Annotated in this window: 15 protein-coding genes; 11 read left to right on the top strand and 4 right to left on the bottom strand. The window is 41.9% G+C overall.

Annotated features, from left to right (window positions below; all coding sequences use genetic code 11):
• Positions 1-128 precede the first annotated feature (128 nt).
• Together PSI17_RS09615 and pabB are read right to left on the bottom strand one after the other, a co-directional pair.
• Positions 129-698 carry a CoA pyrophosphatase gene (locus PSI17_RS09615; RefSeq protein ID WP_273551786.1) on the bottom strand — a complete coding sequence of 190 codons (570 nt, stop codon included), beginning with the start codon at positions 696-698 and terminating at the stop codon, positions 129-131.
• Entirely contained in the window at positions 695-2,065 is a 1,371-nt protein-coding gene (gene pabB / locus PSI17_RS09610) for an aminodeoxychorismate synthase component 1 (RefSeq protein ID WP_273551785.1), read from the bottom strand. Before pabB ends, PSI17_RS09615 begins: the two co-directional genes overlap by 4 nt.
• 148 nt (positions 2,066-2,213) lie before the next feature.
• Here pabB and PSI17_RS09605 point away from each other — a divergent pair, with 148 nt between their 5' ends.
• From PSI17_RS09605 to pip, 3 genes are all read left to right on the top strand, one after another.
• Entirely contained in the window at positions 2,214-2,396 is a 183-nt protein-coding gene (locus tag PSI17_RS09605) for a YoaH family protein (protein ID WP_273551784.1), read from the top strand.
• Between the two features lie 101 nt (positions 2,397-2,497).
• A complete protein-coding gene (gene yebF / locus PSI17_RS09600; protein ID WP_273551783.1) occupies positions 2,498-2,869 on the top strand; it encodes a protein YebF in 372 nt (123 codons plus the stop codon).
• A gap of 81 nt (positions 2,870-2,950) precedes the next feature.
• A complete protein-coding gene (pip, locus tag PSI17_RS09595; RefSeq protein ID WP_273551782.1) occupies positions 2,951-3,904 on the top strand; it encodes a prolyl aminopeptidase in 954 nt (317 codons plus the stop codon).
• 52 nt (positions 3,905-3,956) lie between these two features.
• Here pip and PSI17_RS09590 read toward each other — a convergent pair whose 3' ends face one another.
• Complete coding sequence (locus tag PSI17_RS09590) at positions 3,957-4,187, bottom strand: DNA polymerase III subunit theta (protein WP_273551781.1); 231 nt, start codon at positions 4,185-4,187, stop codon at positions 3,957-3,959.
• A gap of 337 nt (positions 4,188-4,524) precedes the next feature.
• Between PSI17_RS09590 and ftnA the strand changes: the two genes are divergently transcribed.
• The 8 genes from ftnA to htpX all read left to right on the top strand — a co-directional run bounded on the left by ftnA (position 4,525) and on the right by htpX (position 11,963).
• Positions 4,525-5,031, top strand: a complete 507-nt coding sequence (ftnA, locus tag PSI17_RS09585; protein ID WP_273551780.1) for a non-heme ferritin — start codon at positions 4,525-4,527, stop codon at positions 5,029-5,031.
• A gap of 213 nt (positions 5,032-5,244) precedes the next feature.
• Entirely contained in the window at positions 5,245-5,631 is a 387-nt protein-coding gene (gene copC / locus PSI17_RS09580; RefSeq protein ID WP_273551779.1) for a copper homeostasis periplasmic binding protein CopC, read from the top strand.
• Positions 5,631-6,566, top strand: a complete 936-nt coding sequence (gene copD, locus PSI17_RS09575; RefSeq protein WP_273551778.1) for a copper homeostasis membrane protein CopD — start codon at positions 5,631-5,633, stop codon at positions 6,564-6,566. The genes copC and copD overlap by 1 nt, the downstream gene beginning before the upstream one ends.
• 85 nt (positions 6,567-6,651) lie before the next feature.
• The gene (locus tag PSI17_RS09570) at positions 6,652-7,008 is read left to right on the top strand and encodes a YebY family protein (protein ID WP_273551777.1); all 357 of its coding nucleotides are present in this window, start codon (positions 6,652-6,654) and stop codon (positions 7,006-7,008) included.
• Between the two features lie 460 nt (positions 7,009-7,468).
• A complete protein-coding gene (locus tag PSI17_RS09565; protein ID WP_273551776.1) occupies positions 7,469-7,954 on the top strand; it encodes a GAF domain-containing protein in 486 nt (161 codons plus the stop codon).
• A 107-nt stretch (positions 7,955-8,061) separates the two neighbouring features.
• Positions 8,062-8,772, top strand: coding sequence for an RNA chaperone ProQ (gene proQ, locus PSI17_RS09560; RefSeq protein ID WP_273551775.1), 711 nt, complete (start codon positions 8,062-8,064; stop codon positions 8,770-8,772).
• Positions 8,773-8,791: 19 nt separating this feature from the next.
• Positions 8,792-10,888, top strand: coding sequence for a carboxy terminal-processing peptidase (prc, locus tag PSI17_RS09555; RefSeq protein ID WP_273551774.1), 2,097 nt, complete (start codon positions 8,792-8,794; stop codon positions 10,886-10,888).
• Positions 10,889-11,078: 190 nt separating this feature from the next.
• Positions 11,079-11,963, top strand: a complete 885-nt coding sequence (gene htpX, locus PSI17_RS09550) for a protease HtpX (RefSeq protein WP_273551773.1) — start codon at positions 11,079-11,081, stop codon at positions 11,961-11,963.
• A gap of 73 nt (positions 11,964-12,036) precedes the next feature.
• On the opposite strand, the gene PSI17_RS09545 is transcribed toward htpX, so the two are convergent.
• The gene (locus tag PSI17_RS09545; protein ID WP_273551772.1) at positions 12,037-13,428 is read right to left on the bottom strand and encodes an L-cystine transporter; all 1,392 of its coding nucleotides are present in this window, start codon (positions 13,426-13,428) and stop codon (positions 12,037-12,039) included.
• Positions 13,429-13,719: the final 291 nt, after the last annotated feature.

Here is a 13,719-nt window from a genome sequence, read left to right as displayed (position 1 = left end):
TAAAGCGCGCTACTTTACTGTTATTTAGTAGTGTTGATAAAGGAGTTTACAGTTTTTTTTTAATTATAATAGCAATTGATATGATTATGGATAAGTAATGCACAGTTTTGTGGCATTTTATGTCCAATTTAGGCTGTTTTTTGCACTTGCTGCGCCAAACGATAAATAATGGCCGCCGTTAATCCCCAAATCATATGCTCTTGGTGCCAGTAGAAATAGACTCGCTGCTGCCGGTTACGGCGTTTTATATCCAGATAACGATAATGGGGAAGGGTGAGCGCATCAGACAGTGGAATTTCAAAAATGCCAGCGACTTCTGCTGGATTGGTGCGAAAAGAGATGGGTTCGCTAATAAGCCCAATGACCGGAGTCACACAATAACCGCCGATACTATCCAAGGGGGCTAATTGCCCCAGTATTTGTACTTTATTTTGCGGCAGGCTGACTTCTTCTTCTGCCTCACGCAAGGCGGTGGCGATCAGGGAAGTATCTTCAGGATCGGCTGCTCCGCCCGGAAAAGCAATTTGCCCTGCATGGGCGCGCAGATTTGCGGAGCGTTGAGTGAATAACAGCGTGGGTTCCGGCTTACATATAATCGGCAATAACACTGCTGCATTCCGCGGGTTGTGCGCTGAATACGCGGATCGTACAGGAAGCTGTAATTGAAACCGATGAATGAAGTCAGAAATCGATGTCATGGGATATAGAGTTCCTCTAGTTGAGGTAAGATCCGTGCGAGTTTATCAAATGTTTCCTGATACTCTTTTTCAGCGATGCTGTCTGCGACGATCCCCCCACCTGCCCAACAGTAGATTTTTCCTTTTTCTGTCAGTAAGGTACGAATAGTAATATTGCTGTCCATTGTACCGCAGAAACTAATATAGCCAATAGCACCGCAATATCCATGCCTGCGATGTGGTTCCAATTCTTCAATGATTTCCATGGCCCGAATTTTAGGCGCTCCCGTAATTGATCCGCCCGGAAAACAGGCACGCAGTAAATCCGTGGCGTGATAGGTGTCAGGCAAGGTTGCGGTGACGGTGCTGACCAGATGGTATACGGCCGGGAAAGGTTCGACGACAAATAATTCAGGAACCTTGACTGAGCCTGGAGTTGCAACTCGTCCAATGTCATTTCTCAACAGATCAACAATCATCAGGTTTTCAGCGCGATCTTTCCGTGAATTTGCCAACTTCTCTGCTTGCCGTTGATCTTCTGCGGGGTCTTGTAATCGTGGCAGCGTTCCCTTTATCGGGCGCGTCTGAATGTGTTTATCTTCCAGAAGCATAAAGCGTTCAGGTGAAATGCTGATAACACAATGTTCAGGTAAGCGGATAAAAGCAGAAAAAGGTGCCCGGTTACTTTCATTGAGCCGGATAAATGCCTGCCATTCATCTCCCTGATAATTGGCATGGAACCGTTGGGATAAATTGACTTGGTAGCAATCCCCTTCTCGCAGGTAGCGGTGGATTTGAGCAATTTTTTCGTGGTATTGCTGGGCTGTCATGTTGGATTGCCACTGACTGGTCAGGGAAAAGTCTTCTTGCCGGTTTTCTCGCAGGGACTCCAGCCATATCAGCCGTTCGTCAATATTGTGGTAGCTCAATAACGTCGCTTGCTGGAGCTGATGATCAATAATTAATCCCCAATCGTAGATACCGATAGCCATATCAGGGAAATCCAGCTCATTGGCGGTTAATTCGGGTAACTTTTCGATGCGTCGCCCAAGATCGTATCCCCATATACCTAATGCGCCTCCTTGGAAAGGAAGATCCGGATCAAACTGCGCATTGATACCACAGGCGTGAAGATGATCTTTCAGCAGCAGGAAGGGGTCTTCCTGAGAAAGAGTAACCTGACCATGATGATTAATTTCGGTAGATTCTCCTTGGGTGACCAGTGTTGTCACAGGTTCAGCGACGAAAATATCAAAGCGATTATGCGGATGTTCAGCCGTTCCGGAATGTAACAGCATAGCCCAAGGTAATGCAGAAAGAGGGGCGAAATAGTGAATGGCAAGATCAGGAGAATAAGGTAGTTGCCGTTTTTGTAATGCAATTTTCATGACGGAATCAGTATCGTGTTTGGCAATTCACAAGGAGTAACATATTAATCCACGGAGATTATCACATAATCCCACTCCTGACTTGAGATAAAAAAGGCTATACTCGCTGCCCGCCATTAATCGTTATGTTTTGTTTGAGGTTATCACTATGTCTTCAGGTATGCCGGTACTATCCCATGAAGAGCAGCAAGCTGCCGTAGAAAAGATCCATCAGCTTATTTCCGAAGGAATGAGCAGTGGCGAAGCCATTGGCATTGTTGCTCGTGAATTGCGCGAAAAGCATCAGAATAATGAGCAGATCTCTGTTTTATTTGAAGATGACGAAAACTAATCGCAACGCATTTTTAACAAAACTCACATAATTACTTCCTACTACATGTTAATTTATCGCAACTTTTAATCCATATTATTTGGATGGTAATAGGGGGTAATATGAAGGCAAATCAGGTTATTCATCGTATTGGTTTATTGAGTGCAGGTGTCCTGCTTTCTGTTTCGTTTACGGCAAGCGCTGCTGAAAACGAACGTGTGGCGAAGTTTATTTCTTGTCAAAACTTAACCAAAGAGCAAGTGGCGGCACAGGTTAAGCAAGATTTTTTACAAAATCGGATTAATCACTGGGATAAAGACAGAAAGCAATTAGGTACGTCAAAACCGATTGCATGGGTAAATGTCAATGATATTACGGGTGATACGAACGCGTTGCAGGTTCCACTGATCGTCCGAGGAACAAAAAAAGACAAAAGTTACAATGTCACAATTGATTGTCAAAAAGAGACTATCAGTTATAGTGAAGTAAAGTAAAAATTTGTCACGCTATCTTTTCTTTAAATACGTGCGGGGTACCAGAGAGTATCCCGTTTTGTTTAAACAGTGAGAGGCTTTATGACGGAACAGCGAAAACTCTATCCCGCTTATGATGCGTATCAAACAGGATACTTAAAGACGGGAGACGGACACCAGATTTATTGGGAGTTGTGTGGTAATCCGGCAGGTAAGCCCGCAGTATTCATTCATGGTGGACCTGGTGGTGGGATAGCAAACTATCATCGTCGGTTATTCGATCCCAAACGTTATCATATTATGTTATTTGATCAGCGTGGTTGCGGGCGTTCTAAGCCTCATGCCAGCCTGGAAAATAATACAACCTGGCATTTGATCGCAGATCTTGAACGGCTGCGTAATCTTATGGGGGTTGAGAAATGGCTGGTTTTTGGTGGGTCATGGGGTTCAACGCTGTCTTTAGCTTATGCTGAAAAACATCCGGAAAGGGTGTCAGAGTTAGTGTTGAGAGGGATCTTTCTGCTCCGCCCACAAGAGTTGTATTGGTATTATCAAGAAGGCGCTTCTCGCTTTTTCCCGGAAAAATGGGAACGAACATTATCTATCCTGTCGGAAGAAGAACGTGGGGATGTGATAGCCGCTTATAACAAACGGCTGACGAGTGAAAATCTGCAAGTGCAGTTGGAGGCCGCTCGTTTATGGAGTCTCTGGGAAGGCGAAACAGTAACATTGCTGCCTTCTGAAAACTCAGATTCTTTCTCAGAAGATAGTTTTGCGTTGGCATTTGCACGTATTGAAAATCATTACTTTATCAATCATGGCTTTATGGATGAAACGCAGCAATTACTGAACCATGTTGATGTGATCAGGCATATTCCTGCTGTGATTATACATGGGCGCTATGATATGGCATGTCAGGTGCAGAATGCGTGGGATTTGGCTAAAGCTTGGCCGGAAGCTGAATTGCATATTGTGGAAGGCGCAGGCCATTCTTTTGATGAAGCGGGTATTCTACACCAACTTATCAAGGCGACGGATCAATTTGTCGGGAAATAGCTGAGATAACCACCCGCAAAGAGGTGGTTATCCTTTTTACCTTATTCTCCTATCAACGACTTTTTGGCTCATAAGGCAGACGTGACAGTAACCTTGATTGCTGGCGGTAGTGCTGCAAGCGTTGCTGGAAATATTCTCGCAGATGTGATGGTTGTGATTGCCCAACCGTGTCAGGGATCACAGGCATGTTATAGCGTTCTTTAAAAGCAACAGCGGATGCGGCTAAATCAACATTGACCTTATCCATCTCATCTTTAGATAACTTGGCTAAGTTATGTTCCATACTGGCCTCTCTGAAAACGTATTTTTTATTTCTCCGGAAAGAAAGTTAATCGACTCTTTTTTGTTTGGCAAGTTGTTTAACAAAGGACAAAAAAGTACCTTGATAAATACAAATAATATCAATTCTCATTTTTATTAAAAATATTTTTTTGAATAAAAATTTAATTAAATAAAACTAATTCTTATTTTCTTATATTTAATGAGATTTATTCTTGTTGGTTTTTTATAAATAAATTGTTTATTATCAATATGTTAAATATTTTAATTTTATTTTTGTCTTATGCGGTTTTAATTGGCATAATACGCCAAGTTTAACGAATAATTAGGAGAGTTGAGTGATGTTAAAACAAGAAATGATCAAAAAATTAAATGAGCAATTAAATCTGGAATTTTATTCTGCGAATTTATACTTGCAAATGAGCGCATGGTGTAGCGATAAAGGGTATGAAGGTGCAGCCGCGTTTTTAAGGGCTCATTCGCAGGAAGAAATGCAACATATGCAACGTTTGTTTGATTATTTGGGCGACACGGGTTCAATGCCTATACTGGGCGCTGTTCAGGCTCCTCCTGTTGAATTCAAGTCTATTTCAGATGTGTTTAATCAGACGTATGAGCATGAAAAATTGATCACAGAAGAGATCAATAAGCTCGCGCACGTAGCGATGATGACACAAGATTACTCCACATTTAATTTCTTACAGTGGTATGTTGCTGAGCAGCATGAAGAAGAAAAACTGTTCAAATCCATTCTGGACAAACTGGATATGGTGGGCGAAAGTGGAAAATCTCTGTTCTTGTTGGACAAAGATCTTAAGGGGTTATCGACGGCACCAGCACATGCCTGATTGATCTGTTTTTCACCGTAGTTCCCATTTCTTCGTGTTTTTTATGCGCGGTGAAATGGGAACTACGGCTCCCTCTCTTTATCTTCCTATTTTTGCGTAGTGCTTCACAGGTCAGGACATTACTCGTCGATTACCGCAGATTAAACTGATTTTTTGGTATAGAATCCCCTTTCAAGTATAAAAAATTCATCTACATATTAAAGGGTTATCCATATGTTTATTCATAACATCCGTTCATTCTGGACCAAATTATCTGCCCTTGTGGTTCTGTTTGTCGGCATGTCTTGCCAGCAGGCTTTAGCTCATGCACATTTGAAAGATCAGACTCCCGCAGAAAACACAACAGTTGAAACTGCCCCACAAGCTATCACCCTGAGCTTCTCAGAACGTCTTGAACTTGGGTTCAGCAAGGTGAAATTGATTGGCCCAGAAAAAAGTTCGGTTAAAACAGGTAAGTTGGTGCTTGATCCTGAAACCAAAACTCAGTTAATCCTGCCAGTCGAAGGGCAACTTGCTGCCGGGAAATACAGTGTTGACTGGAGTGTACTCTCCGTCGATGGCCATAAAACAAAAGGCGTTTATAGTTTCACTGTAAGATAATGATTTCTCTAGAGGCGCTATACGTATTCTGCCGTTTCTCACATTTTGTGGTCGTGATGTTGATGTTTGGCCTGAGCTTATTCACGGTAATGCTTGTTTCTGGTCATTTTTCGACATTAATGAGAGAACGGCTGAAAGTGGGAGTTTTAATCAGCACCGTACTGGCTTTTATAACCTCAATAGTCTGGTTTATTGTACAGGCTGGATTAATGGGGGATGGCTGGCACGATGTTTATGCCCTGGATATCTGGCAGGCTGTATTGGGAACCTCTTTTGGGCAAGTATGGAAATGGCAGTTATTGGTCGCTGCTTTTGCAGCCGGTGGACTGTGCCTTCCTAATATTAAGGTCAGAAATTTCCTGTTGTTGGGTTGCTCAATCATTTTACTCTCCAGCCATGCCTTCATTGGACATGCAGCGATGTATGAGGGCAGTATCGGGCTATTACTTCAAGTCAATCAGGTTATCCACTTACTGAGCGCAGGTTACTGGTTTGGTGGATTGTGGCCATTTTTATTGTGTCTACAATTTTTGCGATTAAGGCAGACATCAGAAACAAACTTATCCTCCCATCGCGAAAATACCGCAATTGACCTCTATTCGCATAGCGTAACCGCCATGAGAAAATTCTCTCTTTATGGGCATTTTGCAGTGTTTCTGGTGATGATGACAGGCATTGTGAGTAGTGTGATTCTCATTCCGGGTTGGCCTATTTTCAGCCGAACACTGTCTGAATATCAATCCATGCTATGGCTGAAAATAGTTCTGGTTATTGGCATGGTGCTGTTGGCTTTGATTAATCGCTATATTTTAGTGCCAAAGTTAAAGCAGAAAGGAAGCTATCAGCAATTGATAATCAATAGCTGGCTGGAAATGATCCTGGGTACAACGGCGTTGTTATGCGTCGCGATTTTTGCAACGCAACCTCCAGCGTGATTTTTGAGTGATTGGGGCAAATCTGGGTACATAATCAGGAAAATTAACGATAAAATCACGGCATGTATCTATCAGGGGAATGATAATGAAACGAGTATTTTGGGCGCTGCCTTTTTTGCTTCTCTCTTTTCAAGGAGTCGCTGCACCGATAAAAACGATCAGCAAGCTACAGTTTGGCAAACAATGGGCATTTACTCGTGAAGAGGTTATGCTTGATTGTCGGGCAGATGGCGCGTTGTTTGTGATAAATCCTAGCACACTGATGCAGTACCCGTTGAATGATCGCGCGGCACAACTGATGAAATCCAATAAAATTATTGCATCATCATTAGATACGATCCTCTTAAATGATCCTGAACATCCCAACCAAAAAATGAGTATTGCGCCATTCCAGCAAGCTGCATTAACTTTATGTGACCGTTCGGGTGATGGTAATGGTTAAAATTTGGTAAATCATTGCATGTCAACTACGCTTTAAGTGGTAAGTTGTTCTACGTCTCAATGGTAACTTTTAGCGCAAGGCTCTTTGATAGAGCCATTTTTCCCTAGGCCGAGTAGAGGAGTGAACTCGGCCTTTTTTTATTTATCAAAAACATGAACAAGGGCACGATCCTGAATGTAAGTCAGGCTATCTTTTAATTAAGCTGTGATATATCCCTAAATTTTATAAGTGAATACTGGTAAAAATAATTAAAGAAAATTTAAATTCAGGAAGAGAGACGGTATTCTGAAAGAAATTTAAAGTCATAGTGACCGATTATGTTCAGAAACAGATTTTTTTCAGAAACAGACTATGTTCAGAAATAGACTGTGTTCAGAAATAGTCTGTTCACTGTAGTAAAATTTTTATGTAAATTTATTGTTTACAAATTGTTAAATGTTTATCTATTGTGTAGGGATTTATGGATAAGAATGAGTTTTATCAAGAACTAACAGATAGCTTGATGGCACTGCTGTCAGGGGAGTATGATTTTATCGCTTCTCTGGCTAACACGAGTGCATTGTTATACGAACGTTTGGATCATGTTAATTGGGTTGGCTTTTATTTGGTAGATAATGATACCCTAGTATTAGGGCCATTTCAGGGCAAGAACGCTTGCGTTCGCATTCCAATAGGAAAAGGTGTATGCGGAACGGCTGTTGCAAATAAGAACATACAGCGTATTTCCGATGTGCATGCTTTTCCCGGTCATATCGCCTGTGATGCCACCAGTAATGCTGAAATTGTCCTTCCTTTGGAAATCAATGGGCAAATTATTGGCGTTTTGGATATTGATAGCACGGGTTTTGATCGGTTTGACGAGAATGATGAAAATGGCTTGAGAGCGCTGGTGATCAGGCTTTGTAGCCATTTGGGACAATGTGTTGTGTCAAAATATCTACAATAGAATGTAACTTAACGTACGTATAACGTGGCATTTATCAGTAACACTATTATAATGTCGCCTGTTCATGCCTACGCTGGTTGGCAAAACCGTTGTAATCAGGAAATTTCATGGAAAATCAACCTAAGTTGAACAGTAGTAAAGAAGTCATTGCTTTCTTGGCTGAGCGCTTCCCGCTTTGTTTTGTGGCAGAAGGTGAAGCACGTCCTTTGAAGATTGGGATCTTTCAGGACATCGTTGAACGTATTCAGGGTGAAGAGTGTTTAAGTAAAACACAGCTCCGTTCTGCACTGCGTTTGTATACTTCCAGTTGGCGTTATCTCTATGGTGTAAAAGAAGGTGCCCAGCGTGTTGACCTTGACGGAAACGTGTGTGGTGAGCTGGAAGTTGAACATATTGAACATGCGCGTCAGCAACTGGCAGAAGCGAAAGCACGGGTACAGGCTCAACGCGCCGAGCAGCGTGCCAAGAAACGTGAAACTGAAAACGTATCTGACAAGAAAAATGATCGCCCTGTGAATAAAAAGCCGGCTCCCCGCCGTCAAAAGCGATCAGGCGATGATGAAAAACGTCCAGCACGTTCGCAAGACCGCCAGCAACAATCGCGTAAACCAGTAGACAAAACCATCAAAAAAATTGCACAACCTGAATTAACTTCAGTCACTGACGTATCCTCTTTGACAGTCGGTCAGACAATCAAAGTCAATGTAGGAAAGAGTTTAGTGAACGCATCTGTGCTTGAAATTGCAAAAGATGGTGTAAGGGTGCAATTACCTACTGGTTTAGCAATGATAGTACGCGCAGAACACTTAAAGTTCTGATACGGAGGCCAACTTGGGCATGAACAAACTCGTTATTTTGGCTTTCGTTTTAGGTCTATCATTTTTTAGCACAGGTTATGCAGATACTATTAATGACAATGTCGCTAGTGGTGGCCATGCGACCAACGCCAATGTCATTAATGGTCACAATACCGCTGTTATTAGTCTGAGCCAGTTGCCAGATCTGAAACCAGAACCCCAACATCTCACAGTGAGTCAGCGGATTGCTTCCCGTTTTCTCCGCTCCCACTATCGCCAGTTTTATCTGGATGCGGATTTTTCAGGAAAAATTTTTGAGCGTTACCTGAATCAACTGGATTATGGGCACAATGTTTTTTTGGCCTCTGATATCGCGCAGTTCGCGACTCGAAAAGGAAAGTTAGGAAAAGAACTTGAGAATGGCGATCTAAAACTTCCTTATGACCTCTTTAATCTGATGCAAAAGCGCCGTTTTGAGCGCTATCAATACGTGCTTTCTCGTTTAGATCAACCTGTTGATTTAAACGGTCATGACACAATCGAAGCTGACCGTGCTAAAGCACCGTGGCCAAAGAGTGTTGAGGAGTTGGATAAACTTTGGGATGCTAAAATCAAATTTGATTGGATAAGCCTTAAATTATCCGGCAAAAATGATAAAGAAATTAAAGAAACTCTGACCAAACGCTATCGGATGTGGTTGAAACGTCTCACACAAACCAAGAGTGAAGATGTTTTTCAAAATATCATGATGGCTTTTGCCCGTGAAATAGACCCACATACCAGTTATCTCTCGCCGCGTGATACAGAACAGTTTAATTCAGAGATGAGTTTGTCTCTTGAAGGCATCGGCGCTATTTTGCAATATGATGATGAGTATATTTTGATTAATTCATTGCTTGCAGGTGGCCCTGCGGCTAAAAGCCATTTATTGAAAGTTGGGGATAAGATCATCGGTGTTGGGCAAGTAGGCAAGCCAATTGTCGATGTTGTTGGATGGCGTTTGGAGGATGTTGTTGCTCTTATCAGAGGGCCGAAGGGGAGTAAAGTCCGTCTTGAAATCATTCCAAGTGCGAAAGGGGTAAAAAACAACATTATTACCTTAACCCGTGAGAATATCCGTCTTGAAGATAAGGCTGTCAAGATGTCGGTGAAAACCGTAGGGAAGGAAAAAGTTGGTATTCTGGATATACCCAGTTTCTATGTCGGCTTAACTAACGATGTAAAAGTACAGTTGCAGAAACTTACCAAACAAAGTGTTTCCTCGATTGTCATTGACTTGCGCGGCAATGGTGGTGGCGCCTTGACAGAAGCGGTATCGTTATCCGGCTTATTTATTCCTACGGGGCCAGTTGTTCAGGTTCGGGACAATACTGGTAGAGTTAAAGTGGAAGCCGATGCGGATGAGGCAATATACTATAAAGGACCTCTGGTCGTTTTGATTGATAATAGAAGCGCTTCTGCGTCTGAAATTTTTGCGGCAGCGATGCAAGATTATGGTCGTGGATTAATTGTGGGAGAGCCTTCTTTCGGTAAAGGTACTGTTCAGCAATACCGCCCTTTGAATCGTATTTATGATCAGATGTTGCGACCTGATTGGCCAGAGATTGGTTCTTTGCAATACACGATCCAGAAATTTTATCGAATAAATGGTGGTAGCACCCAGCTTAAGGGGGTAACGCCTGATATCGTTATGCCGACAGGGCAAGTACCTTCTGAAACAGGGGAAAGCCGGGAGGATAACGCGTTGCCTTGGGACAGCATTCAGCCTGCACCTTATACTTCCTTGAAAGTGATTTCAGAATTAACGCCGTTACTGATTAAACTGCACAATCAACGGATTGTTAATGATCCGGAGTTTAAATATATTAAACAAGAGATTGCTTACCAGAAAATCATCAAAGAACGTAATGGTGTTATCTCCTTGAATTATGCTCAAAGAGAAAAAGAAAACAAAGAATACGAAACAATTAGTCTGAATAACATTAATGAACGCTTTAAACGGGAAGGTAAAAAGCTGCTCAAGTCGCTTGATGATTTATCAAAAGATTATAAAGGGCCAGATCCTTACTTAGATGAATCTGTAAAAATTGCATTGGATTTAGCGCACCAGCCTGCTGAATTGGCTGTAACGAAATAGTTTAAAAATAGTTTAAAAATTCGTTATAGATAGAAGGCCGGCTATCAAGTCGGCCTTTTGTCATTATTGTAAAGTTATATTTTTCTATCGTTTAACATCTTAAAAAACTTGAATAATATAGGGGTAATCCCCATCTAATGGCTTAACTCTTAGTTGAACTGTTTTTGATCATTAAAGGAAGCAAAATTATATGATGAGAATCGCCTTGTTCCTTCTCACAAACCTTGCGGTTATGGTGGTGTTTGGAATAATACTTTCACTTACAGGAGTTCAGCGGAGCAGTGTTGCTGGTCTCATGATTATGGCTGGTTTGTTTGGTTTTGGTGGTGCATTCATTTCTTTATTAATGTCGAAATGGATGGCGCTGCGTTCTGTTGGTGGTCAGGTTATTGAAAATCCTTCCAACGAAACAGAAGCCTGGTTGATGGAGATTGTACGTCGTCAGGCAGATCAGGTTGGAATTACTATGCCACAAGTGGCTATCTATGATGCCTTGGATATTAACGCATTTGCCACAGGGGCACGCCGTAATGCTTCTCTGGTTGCTGTCAGTACAGGGCTACTGAACAATATGAGCCGTGATGAAGCTGAAGCAGTCATTGCCCATGAAATTAGCCATATCGCTAATGGTGATATGGTGACAATGACATTATTGCAGGGTATCGTGAATACATTCGTTATCTTTATTTCACGTATCATTGCACAGGCTGCCGCAAGTTTCCTTTCCAGCAACGATGATGAAAGTGAGAGCAGCAGTAATGGTAATCCAATTGTTTACATGGTGCTCTCCATGGTGCTGGAGATCGTGTTTGGTATTCTGGCAAGTATTATTACCATGTGGTTCTCCCGTTACCGTGAATTCCATGCGGATGCCGGGTCAGCAAAATTGGTTGGGCGCGAAAAGATGATTGCTGCATTGCAATGCCTTAAAACCAGTTATGAACCTCAGGAAGAGGGAAAAATGATGGCTTTCTGTATCAATGGAAAATCTAAGAGTTTCAGTGAGTTGTTCTTGTCCCATCCGCCATTGGACAAGCGTATTGAAGCGCTTCGCAGCGGTGAATACCTAAAATAATGCGATAAACTATAAAGCCGAGACTCATTATGACTCTCGGCTTTATTTGATCTTCTTTTTAATCTCTTTTGAATTAAGACTGGTTTAATACCACTTTTTCGTCTTGCTCAAACACTTCTTTATTGGTTTTTCCCATCAATTGACTGGTGATCGTCCCTGCTGTCATAGCACCATTAACATTTAATGCGGTACGTCCCATATCAATCAGAGGCTCAACAGAAATTAGCAGAGCCACTAAGGTGACAGGTAGTCCCATGGCAGGCAGAACAATCAATGCTGCAAATGTGGCTCCACCACCAACGCCAGCAACACCCGCAGAACTGATAGTCACAATTCCTACAAGAGTAGCAATCCACATGGGATCAAAGGGATCAATGCCTACGGTTGGAGCCACCATTACTGCCAGCATGGCCGGATAAATACCCGCACAACCATTTTGTCCAATAGTCGCACCAAAAGAAGCAGAGAAGCTGGCAATCGATTCAGGTACACCGAGGCGGCGAGTCTGTGTCTCAACATTCAACGGAATACTTGCAGCGCTTGAACGGCTGGTGAATGCAAATGTCAGTACCGGCCCGGCTTTTTTAAAAAATTTCAGCGGATTAATACCCGTGAATGCCAAAAGTCCGCCATGTACAACAAACATCAGGCCAAGCGCGATGTAAGAAGCAACAACAAAATTACCTAATTGAGTAATATCATGGATATTGGAACTGGCAACAACTTTGGTCATTAATGCCATTACGCCATATGGCGTGAGGCGCATAACCAACCGAACCAGCTTCATTGCCCAAACCTGCATAATATCAATGGCAACGAGAGCCCGATTACCACGCTCATGATCATCTTTCAGCATTTGTAGTGCGGCAATACCTAAAAATGTCGCAAAAATGACAACACTAATAATGGAAGTAGGGCGGGCTCCCGTCAGATCAGCAAAGGGATTTTTAGGGATAAAAGAGAGAATGATCTGGGGGACACTCATATCTGCAACTTTGCCAATATAATTGCTTTCGATTGCTAATAAACGCGCAGTTTCTTGAGTGCCTTGAATAAGTCTAGTTGCACTTAAGCCAAACAAATTGGCAATGACGATCCCGATTAAAGCGGAAATCGCTGTAGTGAACAGTAACGTGCCAATGGCAATAAAGCTGATTTTTCCTAAGGAAGAGGCTTTGTGTAAACGTGCAACAGCACTGAGAATGGAAGCAAAAACCAATGGCATGATAACCATTTGCAGTAATTGTACATAACCATTACCGACGATATTGAACCATGTAATGGATTCTTTCACGGTAGGGTTATCTGTTCCATAAATGATGTTTAATGCCAGTCCAAAAGCGACACCCACGACTAGAGCGACAAGAACTTTTTTGGACAAGCTCCATTGATTTGAACTTGTTTTTGCTAATAAAACAAGCAGTGCTATAAAAACAAGCACATTGATGATGAGTGGTAAATTCATCCCTAGTCTCCAAAACTTATATGCCGTTTATATTTCGAGTTGCAATATGCAGCTTGAAATATACGGGGATAAGTGTATCTGTGTATGATATATATTTTTTGCATGATATTTAATCGTTTCGGATGATGAGAAAAATACGGTCTATATTTCTCTCAATCCGCTGATTTGTAAGTTGTATTTCAATTTGAAATCTATCGACCACATACCATGAAATGCTTAAGGGAGAATACTATCAGTATAAGAAGTTGCTTACTTATAATTAAATGGAATTTAATATAATTATTTTTCACT

The sequence above is a fragment of the Xenorhabdus sp. IM139775 genome (assembly GCF_028598745.1).
GTDB lineage: Bacteria > Pseudomonadota > Gammaproteobacteria > Enterobacterales > Enterobacteriaceae > Xenorhabdus.
Note: the sequence above shows the minus strand (reverse complement) of the source record. Positions and strands in the feature narration are given on the sequence as shown.

Coding starts and splice junctions, on each gene's coding strand:
- PSI17_RS09615 (WP_273551786.1), bottom strand. CDS start 698: ATGACATCGATTTCTGACTTCATTCATCGGTTTCAATTACAGCTTCCT.
- htpX (WP_273551773.1), top strand. CDS start 11,079: ATGATGAGAATCGCCTTGTTCCTTCTCACAAACCTTGCGGTTATGGTG.
- prc (WP_273551774.1), top strand. CDS start 8,792: ATGAACAAACTCGTTATTTTGGCTTTCGTTTTAGGTCTATCATTTTTT.
- pabB (WP_273551785.1), bottom strand. CDS start 2,065: ATGAAAATTGCATTACAAAAACGGCAACTACCTTATTCTCCTGATCTT.
- PSI17_RS09565 (WP_273551776.1), top strand. CDS start 7,469: ATGGATAAGAATGAGTTTTATCAAGAACTAACAGATAGCTTGATGGCA.
- pip (WP_273551782.1), top strand. CDS start 2,951: ATGACGGAACAGCGAAAACTCTATCCCGCTTATGATGCGTATCAAACA.
- PSI17_RS09545 (WP_273551772.1), bottom strand. CDS start 13,428: ATGAATTTACCACTCATCATCAATGTGCTTGTTTTTATAGCACTGCTT.
- copC (WP_273551779.1), top strand. CDS start 5,245: ATGTTTATTCATAACATCCGTTCATTCTGGACCAAATTATCTGCCCTT.
- PSI17_RS09605 (WP_273551784.1), top strand. CDS start 2,214: ATGTCTTCAGGTATGCCGGTACTATCCCATGAAGAGCAGCAAGCTGCC.
- proQ (WP_273551775.1), top strand. CDS start 8,062: ATGGAAAATCAACCTAAGTTGAACAGTAGTAAAGAAGTCATTGCTTTC.
- copD (WP_273551778.1), top strand. CDS start 5,631: ATGATTTCTCTAGAGGCGCTATACGTATTCTGCCGTTTCTCACATTTT.
- ftnA (WP_273551780.1), top strand. CDS start 4,525: ATGTTAAAACAAGAAATGATCAAAAAATTAAATGAGCAATTAAATCTG.
- yebF (WP_273551783.1), top strand. CDS start 2,498: ATGAAGGCAAATCAGGTTATTCATCGTATTGGTTTATTGAGTGCAGGT.
- PSI17_RS09570 (WP_273551777.1), top strand. CDS start 6,652: ATGAAACGAGTATTTTGGGCGCTGCCTTTTTTGCTTCTCTCTTTTCAA.
- PSI17_RS09590 (WP_273551781.1), bottom strand. CDS start 4,187: ATGGAACATAACTTAGCCAAGTTATCTAAAGATGAGATGGATAAGGTC.